The organism is Mammaliicoccus sp. P-M59, assembly GCF_022386135.1.
GTDB classification, from domain to species: domain Bacteria; phylum Bacillota; class Bacilli; order Staphylococcales; family Staphylococcaceae; genus Mammaliicoccus; species Mammaliicoccus sciuri_A.
Genome location: NZ_JAJNJJ010000008.1, coordinates 129,652 through 148,391 on the forward strand (window position 1 = coordinate 129,652; position 18,740 = coordinate 148,391).

Annotated in this window: 19 protein-coding genes and 1 pseudogene; all 20 read right to left on the reverse strand. The window is 33.2% G+C overall.

All coding sequences use genetic code 11. From position 1 onward, the window contains the following. Window positions 1–11: 11 nt before the first annotated feature. The 20 genes and pseudogenes from LQ617_RS12875 to LQ617_RS12970 all read right to left on the reverse strand — a co-directional run bounded on the left by LQ617_RS12875 (window position 12) and on the right by LQ617_RS12970 (window position 18,732). Window positions 12–188: a hypothetical protein gene (locus LQ617_RS12875; RefSeq protein ID WP_481816978.1), complete on the reverse strand. Its 177-nt coding sequence runs from the start codon at window positions 186–188 to the stop codon at window positions 12–14. Window positions 189–355: 167 nt separating this feature from the next. Further along, a complete protein-coding gene (locus LQ617_RS12880) occupies window positions 356–763 on the reverse strand; it encodes a hypothetical protein (protein ID WP_239740522.1) in 408 nt (135 codons plus the stop codon). Next, a complete protein-coding gene (locus LQ617_RS12885) occupies window positions 750–1,265 on the reverse strand; it encodes a type II toxin-antitoxin system antitoxin SocA domain-containing protein (RefSeq protein WP_204243466.1) in 516 nt (171 codons plus the stop codon). The genes LQ617_RS12880 and LQ617_RS12885 overlap by 14 nt, the downstream gene beginning before the upstream one ends. Before the next feature lie 590 nt (window positions 1,266–1,855). Beyond that, window positions 1,856–3,235 (reverse strand): SH3 domain-containing protein, encoded by a 1,380-nt coding sequence (locus LQ617_RS12890; protein ID WP_239740523.1) that lies wholly within the window; start codon window positions 3,233–3,235, stop codon window positions 1,856–1,858. Between the two features lie 52 nt (window positions 3,236–3,287). Then, window positions 3,288–3,539 (reverse strand): phage holin, encoded by a 252-nt coding sequence (locus LQ617_RS12895; protein WP_239740524.1) that lies wholly within the window; start codon window positions 3,537–3,539, stop codon window positions 3,288–3,290. 11 nt (window positions 3,540–3,550) lie between these two features. Further along, complete coding sequence (locus LQ617_RS12900; RefSeq protein WP_239740525.1) at window positions 3,551–3,946, reverse strand: hemolysin XhlA family protein; 396 nt, start codon at window positions 3,944–3,946, stop codon at window positions 3,551–3,553. Continuing rightward, the gene (locus LQ617_RS12905) at window positions 3,930–4,346 is read right to left on the reverse strand and encodes a G protein-coupled receptor family protein (RefSeq protein ID WP_239740526.1); all 417 of its coding nucleotides are present in this window, start codon (window positions 4,344–4,346) and stop codon (window positions 3,930–3,932) included. The genes LQ617_RS12900 and LQ617_RS12905 overlap by 17 nt, the downstream gene beginning before the upstream one ends. Before the next feature lie 57 nt (window positions 4,347–4,403). After that, entirely contained in the window at window positions 4,404–4,697 is a 294-nt protein-coding gene (locus LQ617_RS12910) for a hypothetical protein (protein WP_239733699.1), read from the reverse strand. 41 nt (window positions 4,698–4,738) lie between these two features. Then, the gene (locus LQ617_RS12915; protein ID WP_239705781.1) at window positions 4,739–4,912 is read right to left on the reverse strand and encodes a hypothetical protein; all 174 of its coding nucleotides are present in this window, start codon (window positions 4,910–4,912) and stop codon (window positions 4,739–4,741) included. Continuing rightward, entirely contained in the window at window positions 4,909–9,099 is a 4,191-nt protein-coding gene (locus LQ617_RS12920) for a phage tail spike protein (protein ID WP_239740527.1), read from the reverse strand. The genes LQ617_RS12915 and LQ617_RS12920 overlap by 4 nt, the downstream gene beginning before the upstream one ends. A gap of 21 nt (window positions 9,100–9,120) precedes the next feature. Continuing rightward, entirely contained in the window at window positions 9,121–10,608 is a 1,488-nt protein-coding gene (locus LQ617_RS12925; RefSeq protein WP_239740528.1) for a phage distal tail protein, read from the reverse strand. 14 nt (window positions 10,609–10,622) lie between these two features. Continuing rightward, complete coding sequence (locus LQ617_RS12930) at window positions 10,623–15,620, reverse strand: phage tail tape measure protein (protein WP_239740529.1); 4,998 nt, start codon at window positions 15,618–15,620, stop codon at window positions 10,623–10,625. 56 nt (window positions 15,621–15,676) lie between these two features. Continuing rightward, window positions 15,677–15,817 (reverse strand): hypothetical protein, encoded by a 141-nt coding sequence (locus LQ617_RS12935; RefSeq protein ID WP_239740530.1) that lies wholly within the window; start codon window positions 15,815–15,817, stop codon window positions 15,677–15,679. Window positions 15,818–15,858: 41 nt separating this feature from the next. Continuing rightward, window positions 15,859–16,308 (reverse strand): hypothetical protein, encoded by a 450-nt coding sequence (locus LQ617_RS12940; RefSeq protein ID WP_239740531.1) that lies wholly within the window; start codon window positions 16,306–16,308, stop codon window positions 15,859–15,861. A 157-nt stretch (window positions 16,309–16,465) separates the two neighbouring features. Beyond that, a pseudogene (locus tag LQ617_RS12945) lies at window positions 16,466–17,140 on the reverse strand (major tail protein); the annotation flags it as partial. A gap of 11 nt (window positions 17,141–17,151) precedes the next feature. Continuing rightward, on the reverse strand, window positions 17,152–17,526 hold the full coding sequence (locus LQ617_RS12950; RefSeq protein WP_239740532.1) for a DUF806 family protein: 375 nt from the start codon (window positions 17,524–17,526) through the stop codon (window positions 17,152–17,154). Next, entirely contained in the window at window positions 17,523–17,903 is a 381-nt protein-coding gene (locus LQ617_RS12955) for an HK97-gp10 family putative phage morphogenesis protein (RefSeq protein WP_239740533.1), read from the reverse strand. Before LQ617_RS12955 ends, LQ617_RS12950 begins: the two co-directional genes overlap by 4 nt. After that, a complete protein-coding gene (locus LQ617_RS12960) occupies window positions 17,903–18,235 on the reverse strand; it encodes a phage head completion protein (protein ID WP_239740534.1) in 333 nt (110 codons plus the stop codon). Before LQ617_RS12960 ends, LQ617_RS12955 begins: the two co-directional genes overlap by 1 nt. Next, window positions 18,225–18,557 (reverse strand): head-tail connector protein, encoded by a 333-nt coding sequence (locus LQ617_RS12965; RefSeq protein ID WP_239740535.1) that lies wholly within the window; start codon window positions 18,555–18,557, stop codon window positions 18,225–18,227. The genes LQ617_RS12960 and LQ617_RS12965 overlap by 11 nt, the downstream gene beginning before the upstream one ends. Before the next feature lie 22 nt (window positions 18,558–18,579). Next, the gene (locus tag LQ617_RS12970; protein WP_239740536.1) at window positions 18,580–18,732 is read right to left on the reverse strand and encodes a hypothetical protein; all 153 of its coding nucleotides are present in this window, start codon (window positions 18,730–18,732) and stop codon (window positions 18,580–18,582) included. Window positions 18,733–18,740 lie beyond the last annotated feature (8 nt).

Below are 18,740 nucleotides of genomic sequence, written 5' to 3' on the forward strand. Positions count from 1 at the left end.
AATATTTAATACTACTTTTTACTTGTAATCTTCAAGTCAAACCATAATTTTGTTTCTTTTTCTAACTTCTCCTCTTTATGTATAATAGGTCCTAATGCACAATAGAATCGTCCAGCTTTTGGATGACTTGGGTATTCGAACTCTGCCCACAAGTAGCCATCTTTTTTAGTAACTGAAAAGAAGTTCAGTTAATCTTTTTACTACATGAATATATAAACATAAAAAAAAGACAACCGTCGCAACAGTTAACCTCTGATACACTCCGCAGATATGTACCTTTACTATGTATATTATAGCATAAAAAAGCCCACCAATTAAGGTGGGTTTCTTGCATTGTATACTAAAGAATTTCACCCTAAAACAAGGTGCTATTAAATTCTTGTAATTTTTCTTTTATTCCCACAATTTTCTCACTATATTCTAGTTTTAAATCATCAAATTTTTTTGAAGTTATAATATCTTTTGAGTGCACAGTAGATTGTTTGTGAGTTCTAACATAGCATTCATCTTGAGTAATGCTTGTTAAATTTGGACATTCTATCAATCCAATATTAATATCAAAATTTGGATCCAAATGCTCTTTATTTGAAACAGTAGAAATTGGTAGCATAGTTAAATCACATTCAAACTTGTTCTTTTCAGCACCAATTATTAATACTGGTCGTGATTTATATTTTTTCTTTTTTGAATGTATATCAAAAAATGGAAAACTTGTATAGACTATTTTGTTTATCAATTCTTGAGGAGTCTTAGCTGAAACCAAATGTCACTTCCTCCTCGTTAACATCTTCAAATTCGTCAATATACATGTCATATTCATGATCATATATTCTAATCTTTTTAGCGTCTTCTATAATATCTTTAGGAATTATTTCTTTATCACCGGGTGCATTTTCACTTAAATTAACTCTACTTCTTTGCCACGATATCTCTTCATGTGATAGTTCTCTTAAATACCATCCAGAGTATCGAGCATATTGAGAAATCACATTATTAACGATATACTTTTCAGTTTCATTAAGTTTATCTGTTTCACACGGATGGTACTCCTCTTCTAAATAAAAACGAAGTTTAGGTATAACCGGACCATGTTTCCATCCCTCAATTCTATCATTGAACAAAACATCTCCAGTTAAAGCTAAAGATTCCCTTTGCGCTAAATATATTAACTTTTGTAATTTCAATTCACTATCTTCAAATTTAGAACCTGTTCTTTGTTCATATGAATAAATTAAGAAATTTGCAACATCTATAACATTAGCCACGACTATCCCTCCTTTAGATTAAATATAAGGTATTATCGTAACATATTCAATACATACGTTCAAAAAAGGTTACAAAAAGTAAACATTTCGTACAATATGTGATTCTTTCTTCTTTTTATTCCATACAAAAACCACTCTAGTCAATGAAGGGTTTCCTAGAGTGGCCAAACAAAAAAAGATTATATTAGTTGTACAAGGATAAACAAAATGGGTGTTAAGCTAATCCTTGTATTACTAAATTACCAAATTATGCTAAATATTGCAATATAAAATACCCCATCAATCATAGTGATAGGGCAGGGGAAGGGAAATTCGTCATATGGTAGCACTTTTACGTGCCTATATATATTAATACTACAATAATGTTAATTAATCAAATAAAAAAACACCCCACAAAAGTGAGGTGTATGATAGAAACAAATTATTAGATAGATTAAATCGGGAGAAGTAATCAAATCTAAAATGATTATAACATGATTAATTTAAAAAACAACCCTACCTAGTTTCCGCTAGATAGGGCCTTTTGACGTCTATGAAATTTGAGAGAGTAACCAAGTAATTACTCTATGATTTTATTATATCATAACTTTTTATTTAAATGTACCCCAAGCACTACCAACTCGTTGTCCTTTACCATTTGACTTACCAATTGGCATATAAACAGTTGCACCACTGTATACTTCCCAACTAATCCAGATATAACCTTCATAGTCTTGTATTTCATCGTAATTAACTGATTGATTATATTCTAATCCACCAGCAATAGGATTATGAATACTTGGTCCTTTATATCTTGTAACTATTCCATCTTTAGCTTTACAAGTGAACGTACCCTTTTCTTTTTTCCACAAAATGCCGTATTTATTTTTCTTCCAACCATTACCTACATTTTTAGATACAACTGTATTTGTTTTAGCTTGATTTGGTTTAACTGTTGATGGTTTTGTAGCTTTCACAACTACATCAGTTGATGGACTACCTGCTGGTAATGACGGATTATTATAATATTTTGTAATTTCTTTGATAAAGTAGTCTTTTAACTGATTAACAATATTAGATGGCGCAGCACCTTTTGTAACTGGATTCCAACCTGTATGAATTGTCATACTTCTATGTGGACATGCAGTTGGTACAAATTCACAATGTAATCTAACTGTAGAACGATTAACAGGTAAACCATAATATAGTAAATCAGCAGCTGCTTTTTTAAATGTTGCTTGTTCGTTTGCTAAGAAATTTTTATCACTAGCATTTAATGACTCATTCACTTCATAACCAATATAACTATTATTCCCATCTTGATTAGCTGTATGCCATGCAACACTGTACGTATCAATCGCTCGCCAAACTGTATTTCTATCAATGTAGTAATGTGCAATACCAGCTTCATAGCGAGCAATAGATGTACTTTGCAAGTTGTTATAATCTTGTTTAGCAGTAGCGCTACCTGCTGTATTATGAATGACAACACCCTTTAAATTTCCTGAACGATTAGCCATTTTATAGTTGATCGTTTTATTAATTGTTTCTATTTTAGTAGCTTTCTTAACTGCACCTTTTTCAGCATCTTCATATGGTGGTCTGATAACACCTAAAAAGTCTGTATATTCATGGTCTTCTACAAATGCTGCGGGACTGCCCGTGTTTAAGTTAGCATTAAACCAATTTTGGTCTATACTATTAAAATATTTAGTATTAGCCTCCGTTACAATACCTGTGTGTCCATGTTTTCCGTCGAATACAAAGATATCACCTGGTTGTGGTATTTGATTTTTACCTTTTATAACTTGGAAACCTTTTGGCCATTTGAAGTTGATAAAATCTTTTGCGTTACCAGTTGGATGAACTTTCCAATGCTTTTTGGTAAACTCTATTACAAATGTTGCACATTGAGCTCCATATTCTTGTCCGTCTGTAAGCCTATTACCTATATTGCTTACAGCCCATTTAACACCATCTCGTTTTTTCATTATTCGTAACACTCCTTTAATCGTATTAAAATAAGCCGACTAATTAGCCGACTTATTTCATATCTAATTCTTTTAATTTTTCTTCTTGTTTCTTTGCTTTAGTAGTGACAAGATAAGTGTTTTTATACACGCCATAAGCTACTAAAACGAATGGTAAACCTGCATTAAGTACATTAAGCCATAAATCTACTTTCTCTGGGTTGATCCATTCAGCGCTTATACCAGACGCATTAAGTGCTAAGTATAAAGCACCAACAAAGCCACCAAACATTGCTATATACTGTTTAAGTTTATCGCTATTCATTTAATCACTCCTTAGAAGAATATTTGTGCAAAACCTAACGCCCCAACAATAACAGTTCCTAAGGTACCTATTATTGCGACCCAAATTTGCACATTGCCTTTTTTACGTTCAGACACAGAATGCTCAATATTATCTACACGTTTTGTTGTTGAAGCAACATTAAATTCAACATCTTTAATACGGTCATTGTATCCGTCCATCTTTTCATCAATACTTTCCAAAATACGATTTGTTCTCTTACTTGTTTCTGTTAATGTGTTTGTGTTGTTTGTTAAACCTGTAATGATTATTTTCAAGTCATTGTGTAACTGCATATGTTTACTGTCTACGTCTTTTATTTTGCCTGTTAATCTTCCAATGTCATCTATGTGGTCTGATTTTAATACGTATTTACTTTCGTCTAACATATATTTCAGCACCCCCAAAAAAGGCAATTAAAGCACCTACTGCTGACAAAGTAGCAAATTGCATGGGTGATAGCCAATTAATAGCGTTAAATAAACTTGCGCTTGTCATAATTAGATACATTAGTGAACTTGTAGATCCACCTAAAAGCAACATCCAATGGAATAAGTGGTTTTTCTTCGGTATAAACCAGCTTGCAGCAATTAGAAATAAGCTTGATATGATCATTAAGATTCCCCATATCCATATAGGCATAATTTCATGTAATGCTTTATAAAAATCAGAATCATTAAGCACTTTTTCTTGTTCAACTGTCCAAAAAATACCGCGCCACAAGTTAAAGACACCTAAACCAAATAACAATGTCGTTGATAGCATCTCAGATAATGATAGTTTGTTCATAATCCACCCACTTTCACAAATAACAAGACACCTACCAAAAGGTAAGTGTCTTATAAATTATTCTGTTTCTTCTGTTTTTTCTTTATCCTCAACGTATTCTTGTCCATTTTCTTGTTTTTTGTTTCGTGTTATATCTTGTTCAACATAATAAGTTTTTGTCCCATTTTGAAATATGCTAGCTAACATGTTTTGCATCTTACATACTTGTTGGACTTGTGCCTCATCCTTAAATTTATATGCTGTATTAGGATTAGCACCTCTAACAAAGCTGTTTGAATAATTCTGCATTAATGCACTTTCTTCACCATTCTTATTTACTTCAACTAAATAAAATTCTTTGAATTGTTCCATTTAAAACACTCCTTTTTTAATTTTATAAAAAAACGCCTAACTTATTTGTTAGACGTTTGATTATTATGTTCGGCCATTCTTTCTTGTGTTTCATAATTCGCAACCTCTAATGTAAGTCGCGCGTTTTTATTTACCATGGTTTGTATTAATTCATTTAAGTACTGAACTTCTTTGATAAGTTCTTCCTTAGTTAATTCTTCTAGTTTTTTCATCATTTTATCATCTCCAATATTGCATCAATTTTTACTTGCATATCTGTAATTTGTTTCTTCAATTCTTCGTTTTCAAATGCAAGTTCTTGAATCGCTTTTGTATTCCACCATAATACTTCATTACCATCAAAACCATCTAAATTACGCCATTCAACCGGAAATGTATCTAATTTACTATTTTCTCTTAAGATAATACCATGATGAATTCGATTATATTCAGTGCCTGCTTCTGAGTTGACTTTATATGAATGTAGTTTAAGTTCATTCTTATAAATATCTAAAACGTTGTACTTCCATTCTTCAATATCATATTTATATTTTTCATGAGACATTGCGTTCCATGAATTGAAACGAATATTTTTATATGTTATGTCTCCACCATTGTAACCTGCCTTACTAACCACCCTTAATTCACTATGGCACATCGCGTATATATTTGTATCTGCAGCTTCAATGTTACCAATTACTTTCTCGCCACTAAAATATTGGGCATACATAGGCACTCGATTATTCCCGTTACTATCTAACGCAAAAACTTTGCTTCCTTTAAGTAAAACCTCTCCATAACTAGATGACAAACTTAAATTACGGTTGTTCGATAAGATACCAACATGACCTTGTTCTACACCGTCAGACGATTGAATCGCCATATAACTACCACCAGAACCGATTTCTGATGTGTACGGTGATGTTCTTTTTAATACTAGATTTTGACCGTCTCTATTTATTTCTAACCCGCTGTCAACAGTCCTAATATAAAAACGTTTGTTAGCATTTAGATACAAACCATATTCAGATTCAATAGTTAGTTGTTGTCCTGAATAAATGTGCATACCTTGACCGTATACGTCACTGTTATAGCTTTCATCAGCAAAGAAATCTATAAAACGTGCGCCATTTTTGTCAGGCGACAGACTATGAATTTCTCTTTGAGTTGTTATACCCTTATCTGTTAAAGCAAGCCAGCGTTCAATATCAGTTAATTTCCGATTCCCAAACTGCTTCGATATCAACCCAGACCGGTAAACACCATTCCATGATTCTGTAAATGCCTCATAAGTAACACTACCTTGAGGAAATGTTCGTGCGAACGAACCAGTCGACCGAATTTTTCCACCACTTAAAACTGTTGATTCACCATTACGAGAACCACTAACAGTTGCTCTATTTAAATCAACATCCATTGCTTTCAAATAATTTATTGTGGCTTGTTTACTAAATAATTTATCAATATAAGCATCTTTAATTGTAGTTCTACCATTTTGAACAATTACGTCACCATCATTAATTACAAATTTGGTAGTATCAATTTTAACTCCATTTGGACCGACTGTATGACTTTGTATAGTCCCGTTTCCATCAAAAACTAAAGATAATCCTGTAGTTGTATTAATGGTTAGATCAGCTAATAAACGTGACATTGTTTTATTGCTTTTGTTTAGTTCTTCACTACTTGCTTTTAAATTGATTTCCTGACCATTTTGTTCGATAGAAGTTTCCATTGTTTCTAGCTTTTCTTCCGTTGCTTTATAATCTTTTAATGTCACTCTATCTTTAATCTGATTGCTTAGTTGAGTTCGTTCTGAATTTGCGGTATTCAACATCTCTACAACGTTCATGAAATTTGTAACATATTCTTCACGAGATACTTTCGAGTTAATCTGATCTGGCCATATATCTAACGCTGCTTTATTTTGATTTACTTGATGTTGAATTGGTGCTAGATATTCATTGTATATTTTCGTTACTTCGCTACTATCTGCTTTTAATTTGATGCCGTCTTTCAGTATATTTATGTCAGCACTTTGCTCTTTTATTGATGTTTTTATTTCTTTCATCTGTTCCTCAACATCATCACTTGAAGGTGTCCAACTTAAATCAACTAAACCTCTATATAACGAAATTTTATTTACAAATTGATTAGATGCTTTTGATCTAATAACAATTAGAATATTTTTCTTGTCTTTCGTGTTAAATTGTATTTCTCTGACGTTAGCGTAACCCACAACAATATTTCCACCTTTGTTGTAAAACACACCCATTTCTATATCGTTTGAACTTTCTTCAACTTTTAAAGTGTAATCTGTGTTAGGCAATAGCTCATTCTCAAAATCATCGTAAAACATAATATCTAATCTCTTACCATTGTTTAGTATAGCTTTAGTTTCACTTTCAAAAATTGCGCCTCTTGTTCTATCGAACATTGGACTGTCACTTAAAAATGACCTAATTAAGTTATTTCCATCTGTTTTAAGACCTTCAATTTTTCTGGTAACTGAAGAAATACCAGCACTTAATTCTTCGTTTGTGTTGGTTATACGTTGATTTGTTTGAGTAATACCATTCTGTAATTCCTGTAACTTCGCTTCATTGGCTTGTGACATTTCATCCATTGCACTTTCGATTGTCACACGCATTTCTTCAAGCATTTCTTTATTAGGTATATCTGCAATTAATTGTCCTGTTTCTTCGTTATAAGTACCCCCAATAACATCTGCAACTTTTTGCATTGCCTCGTTGTATTTTTGTTCTGTGTATTGTGATTGTAGTAATTTAAAACGTTCGTCAATTGCCTTTCTTGCATTTAGCAATGCGTTATTAAGAGTATATATTTTTTCGCGATACTGAACTATCAAAGATTGTGTATCCATCAATTTGCCTATCGTTGCTGTTTCAGATGTCATACTATTAACTGAAGAGCTGATACTTTCAAATATGTTATTTAAACCGTCCAATTCATCGCTTAACAATATTCTAATATCTTCATCAACTAAGTATTCACTATTTAATGTCTCGTATACTTCATTAGTTAAGTTAGCATGTTGTACAGATAGAGAAATGAATGTACCATTTATTTCATTGAAAATAATAGATTCTTTTGTCATTCCACCAATTTGTTCAACATCATGAGCCGATGCATTGCGCCATTCTCCGTCCACAAACTCACGCAATACTGCAACTTTAGGATTCGTTGTATCGTACCAAAAATCTCCTTCTTCTGGATTTATAGGTGGCGTCGAACCTCGATGAATGCTCTTTTGTAATCTTTCTATCTCTTCTTCTATTCTGTTAGTAATAATCATATTTGAGTTACTTATATTATTGTTCAATTTCTCACGGATATCGTTTAATTTCTTTATAAATTCATTTCGAAGATCTGCTTCTTTATATTCAACATATTCTCCGAAACTATAAGTAACGTCTCTGCTGATCAAATCATAATCTTCTGATGTCACTTCTGCCTCTACATATAATGGAGGTGTGAAATCTGTATTTTTAATTCGTACTAAATCACCTAGATTAATTACTTCATGCTCGAACTCTTTTTCAATATCAATCGATGTGACTTCATAACTAATAACTTCGGATTTTCTTTTATTTAATTCTGTAGTACCGAGTGTGCGCAATCGACTTTCAGTCATATCTTGGTCGTCTGATTCAGGTTCATATATCCCCCAATTATATCGACCAGGTAATCCATACAAAGATTGAGCCATATCATCTTTTACAACTAGTTCTAACCTAGAACCATCATCCTTTTCAGGACCAATACATAATAATGCTGTTTTAATTTCTGAAAAATCAACATTTCTATTTAAACCTATTAAATCTTTACCATAAGTGATTTCCTTACCATTAAATATCGGATTCGCCTTTTTTAACGTTACATATCTATTTTTTACAGTAGTCTCACCTATATCGATATGAAAGTCTAATACCATGTTAAAAGTAGTACATAATTGTAAAAGAACTTCATATCTAGTTTGATATGAAGTCCACGATGTTGTTCTTATTCCTCCGTATTCTGTATCGTCAGACACTTTCCATCCAGTGTCTTTTAACACATCTGACAAAGCTTGTGCTGTAGTCATCTTTTCTAATTTACCGGGTCCATATGGTTTAGCTTTAGAAATATCATTTAAATATGATGCGGCTGTCTCAATTTCAGTATATCCGTCTATATCGGATGATATACGTTCAATAATAAACTCACGATAGTGACCGTTCTTATCTTGAATGATAATTCTGTTCCTTTCTTGCATTTTTTCAGTGCGAGATGAAAGTATAGTAAAATCAAATGTTTCTACTCTGGTTATTATATCTCTTACATGCTGGGCTTTTACTAAAGCATTATCATTTCTTGAAATAAAATCAATTATTTCCCCATCAAAGTTCATAACATGAATCATCTATATACCTCCTCTCTCTTCTTATAAAAATCTGTCATGCCATTTTACAGTTGTATCAAATACCCCTTGTGGGAAAATGATTAATTCAGATTTGCCACTATCAACATTAAAATAATCGCTACCAAATGTTTTTTTATCAAGAATAGGTTCTTCATTCAACATTACGACTTTAGAGTCAGTATCTATTTGAATTAAATCACCTTGTTTGATAAACAGTTCTTTTACACCAGTCTTTTTTGGTAACTTTTCTGACACATAAGCGCCTAATGCATGCATTTTCATGTAGTTATTTATAGTTGTACTCTTAGCTTGATAAACACCAATTGACGATACAGGACGTTGATAAAAATTACCCGAATCCGTTACGCTCTTATTTACAATTTGAAGTGGTTTTATTCTGTTAGGGTCTTTATTATGATCAAATAACCAAGTCTTTAATTTTATTAATTGGCCAACTCTTTTAATGCTCATATAAACAATTAAAGTTTTCATTTTGTTAACAAATGGCACATTTCTTGCTTCAAGTACTTTTGATTCACCGCCACTCTGATTAAATAAGGTAATCACAAATTTACCGTTTGGATTACCAGGTGATGTATTTATATAACCTAGTGATGCAAGTATTCTGTTATCTGTGTCATACAAATGATAAGCTACTTTACCTGCGCCTCTGTTTGATTGATAAATAATTGCTTTTACAGTCACTTTGAAATCTTGTGCTTGTCTAGAGAAAGCTTTTTTATATTGCGAGCCAATCCATCCACTTCCAGAAGGAAAAGTTGATACTTCGAACCCTTCTCCGTTTTTTTCTATTTTGTATGTTCCACCAACAATACCTCCGAAAAGTGTGTCGGATATATTGCCACTTGTAGTTTTCGTCCAACCAGTTGTGGTTCTAAATTCGTCACTTAATATGTTAGGTGAATAATCTTTAGCAACCTCATTCACATCGTCTACTCCAACTTTAAAATAATCCTCATCATTTTTAGTTATCATGTAATACGGCGCATTTTTAAGCGCTCTCGCCTCGATAGTCACAGGTGTATCAGCAGTTCCTTTATTAACTATGACCACTTCATCTGATATAGCTGTGTTTTCATATTCATTAGTTGAATATTTGAATGGATCTAAAAGTACTACTTTGATTGTGAATTTAATAAATTCTCTTGGATTTTTAGGTAATTCTATTGGTCCATCAAAATAAGCTTTCCAAAACCAAGATTGTGATTTAAATCTTAATTCAACCGCTTCATCATATTTAAAAAAATCGACTAGTTTCTTTAATATTTCATCATGACTTTTCTTGCCTCCGGGCGATAAATAATCGTTTCTCACGATTAGTGGTAACTCAAATTCTAATTCTTCAATATTTCTAGATTTTCTTACGCTTCCTGCCCTACCATTAACTTTTTCTCGTTCAGTTATAAAATTAAAAGAGGGTATATTAAACCCTCTCTCTACAACCAACCAATCAAGTTTTTTCTTGTTCACAATAATTGTATCAAGCATTTATACACCTCCTGTTACGTTGCAGGATTATATCTGCTACGTCTTTGCTTTGTTCTTTCATATTTATCAATCAACTTAAACACTTCATTCTCCAAACTATATTTATCTATTACAGGCTCATAATCTTTATTTGCTATATCATTATTACTTTCTACTAATTTAGCCACTAGTCCTATTAATGCATCAAATTTTTGTTCGAGGCTAGAATTTCCTGTTCCTGATTGATTTAAAGGATTAGGAAGATTGTTCGGCCGTTTGTTTCTAGGTGATGTTTTTTCTAAATCTTTTGCAGCTAAAGCTAGTATTTTCCAGGCATCATTACTTCTGCTTGGGTCTGTTGGAACTATCCATTCTGGATAACCTTCTTCACCTAAATGATATAGTCCGTTCCATACCTTGCCACCAGTAGCAAACCTTCTATGTCCTCTTGGTCCCCAACCTGAACGACCATACTGTATATCGTTTTTCCAATTTGAGTTATTAAAGAACGCTAATAATTGATCATATCCAGACCAAATATTACCATGGCCTTTTACAGCGTAAGCTTTAAATGTACTAGGTACATATTGGAGTAGACCTTTGGCAGGTGTTCCTAGAATGTTATTAATGTCACCGATATTACCCTGGGTAATGCCTGCATCCCCACCAGATTCACGTTCAATCTGAGCAATAATACCATTCAACTCTTTGCTAGATAAATTTACTTTCATTCTTCTTGCTGCTCTTTGAATAGTAGAACGCCATTGTGAAGGTGCTTGTTTACCTCCACTTTTTCCAGATAAGAATTTAGCAGGATCCACTGTATTTCTGTTAGTAATATCTGCTGAATGACCTTTCTCTACTTGATAATGTAAGTGAGGTCCAGTAGTCCAATGACCACTGTTACCTGTGTGTGCGAATTTTTCGCCTTGTTTAACCTTACCTGTCTTGAATATATCTTTTAAGTGCATAAAGAACTGTGTGAACTTACCACTTAATAATTTAGCAACTGTACCGCCGCCGTAGTTACTTAATTTTGAAATAGTACCGCTAGTTGGCGCTGTCAGTGTTGTACCGACTGGTGTTGCATAATCAATTCCATAATGACGTCCACCATTAAATCCATATCCAGCTACCGCTTTATTAGGACTATATGGTGTTGTAATAGCGTACTTCGTGAATGAACTACCATCTCCACCACCACTATCTTCAAGCCATCCGGCAAATAAATCTTTTACGCCTTCTTTTAGTTTTTTATACATTCCTGCCATCATTTTTCTTGGTAATTCAGGTAGACTACCGAAATCTACACCAAAATGAGACATGACCTTATCTACTAGTTTTCCTGGATTGGATGCAAAGTCCCAGACATCACCTATAGCTTTATCAAATCCTTTTTTCAAAGCTTTAGCAGTGTCTTTGGTACCATTAATAATTTGCTTACCTGCATTATTTGCTTGAGCCATTTTCTTACCAGCATATTTACCTGCATCTTTTTTCTTGTCATCAAGCCAACTACCTAGGCTAAATCTTGGTAATGTACCTGTGCTAAACTGTGGCGTATTCAAATAATTATAAGTTGCTGTTCCGTTATGAACTCTTGAGCCTTTTGGCAAAATAACCTCTGTATCTGTTTTAGGTGTCATTGCTAGGCGTCCATTCGGATACTCAATCATTTCATGTCTAAATCCACCAGGACCATTACCAGGTCCTTTATCACCTACAATTGCTCTAGTTGTCTGTTTTAATCTTCCTTTGCTATCAGATAGAGCATGGTTATGTCGAACAGTACCTGTTGATAGTTTAATGTGTTTGAATTTATCCATACCGATTTTAGTCGCTACTGCATTGACACCATCAATTAATTTGTTTAAACCACTTTTTACACCTTTGACCATTCCACCAATATGGCCTTTTATTTTACCAATAATTCCTTTTAATCTATCTCTCATTACAGTAAAACTTTTTAAAACAGAATTTTTAATATTAGTTGCTATACCAGTAGTTTTGCTTCTTATACCTTGCCATATACTACTCATAAAACTTCTGATTCTCTGATTGATAGTTTTACTATTAGAGAATAATCTTTCGAATTGGCTTTTTACTCCTCTGTATAATGCAACTGCTTTATCCACTGTTCTTCTTCTAATTGAGTCCCATAAATCAGATAAAAATTTACGTAACCTTCTGAATAAGTTAGCCGATTTGTCATACAATCTTGTAAAACTATTTTTTACATTTATATATATTCTATTTGCTTGATTAGATACAGAGTCGCGTAATTTTCTCCACAAATTAACGGCGAAATCTTTAAGTTTTCCAAAAATATTTTTAGAAGAATTATATGATCTTGTGAAGGCATTTTTAATATTTGTATATATAGATTGGACTATTCTTTTAATTCCATTTCTCATAGATTCTAATATTTTATTTACAGCTGTTCTCATAAGAGAAAATATTGTTTTGGTGAAGTTATAAGTTTTCGTAAAACTACCTGTTACTACACGGTATATAGTTCCTAATGCATTTCTGAAAACATTAACTATAAATTTCCAACCACCACTGATTACACCTTTAAACAGTTGAACAAAAACTTTACCAGCACCTAAAATCTTACCGACGAGCATAAGTTGTACGCCGTTCCAGATTAATTGAAGTGCACCTTTAAAAATTTGTTTAATACCTTCCCACATTTTTCTGAAATCGCCAGTAAATAAACCTGAAAATATTTTAATCGTACCCATGATGACATTTAAAGCACCACTAATAACGCCTTTGATATTTTCCCAAACTGATTTTATTAGCCATTTAATAGCTGGCCAAATGAATTTCATGAGATTCCATATCAATGTCATGATTGGACGTATTATGTTACTCCAAATAAACTTGAAAACAGTCGATATAACATTCGCTATATTTTGGACTGCCTCTGTAATTTGGGCACCATTTTGACTCCAAAAAGTGGATAATTGACTACCAACTTGATTAGCAAATCCTTTTATCGCATTTACTACTTGCATAAAGGTTCGCTTAATTTTATCTGCAAAGTTTGTAATTCCAACTACTACATTAGGTGGAAATATCTTAGATAGGGTAATGACACCATCTTGGCCATTGCCTTTGAATAACTGGAAAAATCCTTGCAGTGCAATCTTAGCTGCTTTAAATGTGTTCATAACACCTGAGACGGCTTTATTGACAATATTTCTGAAAGTCTCAGATTTTTTATAAGCAATTGTAAATCCAATACCTAAAGCAGTTAATCCACCAACAATCCACAATAATGGACCGCCTGCGAAACTTATCGCTGTTCCTAAAGCAGGAAATAGTCTAACTGCTGTAGCGACTTTCCCAGATAAAAACGCCATTAGTCCTCCTGCTTTTGAAATACCAATTAATAGAGGTCCTAATGTTGTCATCGCACTACCAACGACACTAATAAACGAACCAAATATAAACACCACCGGTCCAATTGCAGCAACTAACGAACCAACAACAGCTATTGTTATCTTCATACCATTTGACATGTTAGACATACTTTTTAGAACGCCTGTTAATCCCTTAGCTAACTTTACAACGATTGGCGCGATAGCATCGCCTAGCGAAATACCAAAAGCAACGACATTGTTTTTCAATATTTTTAATTGAGATGCCATTGTTTTGTATCTTTGATTGGCTTCGTTTGATAGTGCTTTATTTTCTTTCCAACCTTTGCCGGAAATTTTTACTGCTTTTCCTAATAATTTATGGTTATTGGCCATTCTTAAAATGGTATCTGATTCTCTAATACCTTTGATACCTAAATCAGCTAACATCTCAGAAAGATTGGCTCCTTCTTTTTTAGATTTGGCCAATCCACCAATAAATGTATCTAATGCTTTTACCGGATCTTTCTCCCATTGTTTCTTGAACTCAGCTGACGAAACTCCACTAGCATCAGCAAATGCTTTTAATTCTTTGCCGCCTGCACCAACTGCTTTATCAATCTTCTTAAGCACAGTTGTCATAGCAGTACCACCTGCTTCAGCTTCAATTCCTAAAGAAGACATTGTAGCAGCAAGACCAGTTATATCTGATTCAGTCATCCCGACTAGTTTACCTTGAGCAGCTATTCTCATAGACATGCTCATGATTTCAGATTCAGTTGTAGCCATATTGTTACCTAAAGCAACAATACTTGAACCTAATCTACTGAATGACTTTTGTGGCATATCAACGATATTGGCAAACCTAGCAAATTCTGTTGCAGCTTGTTCTCTTGTTAAGTTTGTTGACTCACCCAAATCAATAATTGTTTTAGAAAAGTCTAATATGTTACTTTTCTTAATACCTAGTTGACCAGCCATTTCTCCAACTTCGGCGATATCTGTTGCTGCAACAGGAAGATTTTTAGACATGTTGATAATGCCATTAGATAATTTTTTATAATCTTTTTCACTGCCATTAACAGTTTTTCTAACGCCTGCAAAAGCACTCTCATAATCAATCGATGCTTTAACTGCTGCACCAAATCCTGCTACAATTGGTGCAGTAACATACATTCCCATAGAACGACCGACATTTTTCATTCCATCTCCTACATTTTTAAGGTGTGGGCCAATCTTTGAAAAACTATTCCCTAACTTGCCCAAAGTTGTATTTAATGCATTTTGGTGAGCCTGTAGGTCCTTCATGTGCTTTGTAGCATCTTCTAGTTCGCGATCATATTGATTTAATTTAGCTGCTGCTTCATTATATTTAGATGCTGCAGCTTGTGTTTTTGCACTGTTTTCTCCTGTTTCTGCGCTTAATTTATCGTAATTTTGCTTTAATTCTTTTACGAGCTCTTTTTGTACCCTTTGTCGCTTAGATAATCCATCAACTTTTACTTTTGATTTTTCTAAGCTGTTATCGTAACGACTGAATTTAGATAAATTAGCTGACATTTCTTTACTAACCATTCTTAACTGCCTCTGTAATCCAGTCGCGCCTTTATTAAATCCAGAACCATCTAAATCAACTCGTATGACCATATTCCCGATAGGACTTGGCATAAAATTCCTCCTTTCTTTAAAAAATTGCAAATAAAAAAGTCACTCATTTTGAGTGACTAGAATATGTCTTTAAAACTTGTAGCTTTTTGTTTTGTCTCAATACGTGATTCGACTACTTCTAAGAAGAAATGGATAGGCATATTAGCAACTTTTTGAGGATCCATGCCTTCATCTATTAACATCTTTGCAAGTTTCATATAATTTTTATATGCACCCTCAACAGTCAAATCTTCAGGATTTATTTCTTCTGCTCGTTCAAAAACTTTTTTGTTTCACTTGGTTCTCCGCCACTTGTTATATTTCGCAATATAGAACCTAAATATTCAAAACCTTCTTGACCACTAGGTAAACCTTTTTGTAACTCAACTGTTGTAAATTGTTCATCAAATGCTTCAGTTATGAATTCAAACACTTCATCTAGAACGTCCATTTGCGACATTACTTGTTCTGTATATTCTTCTTGTAACTTATCGTATTCTCGTTTCTCTGTTTCAGATAATTCTTTGTATTGTTCCTCTGTTAGTTCATCAAAGTCTGGCTCCTTAAATACTTTTTGCATTTTCATAGACAATTTAGAGCCTTGTATTGTTTCAAACAATGTAAGGATCGGTTTTGCTAAATACTTTTTATATTGTGGTTTCCCTGCTTTTGTAAATCCTGTAATTAATTCAATTGATGTACGTTTCATTTAATTTCCTACTTTCTAATTTTTAATTTGGCCAAAATAAAAATGAATAGAGGACTTTCGTCCCCTATTTTTATGCTTCAGGAATTCCTTCCCCTTCAGTATTTCCTTCTTCCTCAGTACTTCCTTCTGATACATCTCCAGACGCTTCAATTGCGTTCTTCGCTTCTTCTACTACTGGTTCTCCAACAGTTTGCATAAACTCTTCATATGTTTTACCGAATGTTTCCATAAATACATAATCGCGACCTTCAGTTTTACCTTTTGCATCATATCCAGTTACATGTGATGCTTCATCAAAAATGCGATCAATGAAGCTACCTTCAACTTCGTCATTTTGGAACTCGACTTTATCTTGCTTTGTTTGTCCTTTAATTCCTGGTCGTGTGAATTTACCTTTGAATAATCCTACCCACTCGCTTGAACCATCATGATTACGACGTTCAAATACTACACCTACGTCAGGTGGAATATCTGCAGCACTATATTTGAAACCGCCTTTACCTTTTTTAGCACCTGATAAGAATGCTTTTTGGTCAGATGGAACAGTAACAAATGTCGTTTTTACCTCTAATTTCCCATTAGATACAGCAGTAGCTGCTACAATATCATCGCCGTATGCATCTTCTGATTCTTGTGGTCTATCAACTTCAATTTCTTGAAGGAATCGTGTACGCATACCTGGACCATATTTAATACCTTTATCATCATCTTGCTCAATTGGTGCCGAATAGAAGTTTGAAACCCCAATTGCAATACCTGATACACCTGTGCTTGCAAAGTGTTGTAAATTTAATTTCAATAGTCTTTCAGATTCTTTTAAGTTTTTTAACATTATAATGCCTCCTAATTTTTTAATGTAATTATCGTTGCTTTAGCTCGAATAATCTCTCTAAATGTAAAAGTCTCTACTTCATATAAAGGCTCACGATAATAAGCTTGAAAATTCATTTTTTTCAATAAAAAAACAAGCATTTCAGCTTGTTCAAACGGTTCATTTTCAGACCACCAAATGTCTATTTGATAATCATATTCTCTTGAAAGTTGTTGATCGTCGGCATAATTTTCCGGAGTATATGGTAAAGGTGTAATCCTAACGATTGGCTTGTTAGTTGTTTCATGAAAATTTTGCGGAACTACATATTTAAAAATATTATCACTTACTGTAATCTCTCCATTGTTAACAATTAGTTGATAAAGTTCATCTGTAATGTTTTTCATTTTCTCATGCCTCTTCTCATAGCTGTTACCATTGCCTTATTAACAATACTTCTTCCTTCTTTTTCACTTTTAGTGATAAATAATTGTGGTCTCTGATACATTGTTCCAAATTCTATAACATGTATCCTATGACTGTATCCTCTTTCGTAACCTATAGTTACATACTTTTCATAAGAGTCTCTGTCTGTTTTAACGTTCGACATCGCAACATGGTCTTTAGCATGTTTTGTTCTTTCACTTTTAGGCGTATTCTTGACCATTAAAGGAATTAAAGACGATGCTCCAGCTTTAAGAACCCTATTTTGTATCTTCGGAAAATTTCGGACTTGTTTTCTTAATCCAGATTCCATAGTATTCTTTTCAATTTTAGCACCCATTAGATAACCACCTCACAATACACTCTTAAGAAAGACTTATCGCGATAATCAGGCTTATAATACTTCACATCGTAACGTACATCATCATGTATAACATAGTGCTTATTACTTGGTTTATAATCTCCTCTAGGGTCCCTTATAATAATTGTCTTAATAAATTTACTACCTGTATTAATACTTGTTTGTGTGTCAGACTCTTGTGCGTCTTGAATGCAGGCATAACAACTATATAATTCTTGTGGTTTTGGACGTTGAGGTAGACCATTGATTGATTTACTGACATCCTCATTAAACGATACTCTCTCATTTAAATCTCTACTGCTAAACTTCATTTTGTGATTTCTCCATTTTCTCCATATATGCATCACGTAATTTATGAAGTGTGCTCAAAACCATTTGAGGTGCATAACTTAAATTACGTTCAATATATGCGATTCTATTCTCAAAATAATAAGCAGTTAATGGAAATACCGCTCTATGAAATAAAGGATGTTTCTGAAACCAATCTTCATTTTCTTCATAATCACTTGTAACTGCACTTGCTATATCAACAAATGCCCATTCGTAATAAGCTTTTAACAAATTATCTTCAGAATGATGATCAACCTTACAATGTTTTCTTAATAAGTCAAAATCTTGTTCAGCGAGTTCCATATAAACCACCTCGTTTCTCGACTTATTCGACTCTTTCAAGAATTTTTCCGTGTACTTCTAATTTTTTATTAACTTCATTTGCTCGTTTAACCGTCATTTCAAGTTCTTCTCCTATCTCTACTACATTTCCTACCTCTAAGTCTTTATATTTCAATAACGCCTTAAATTTGGCCATATACATCG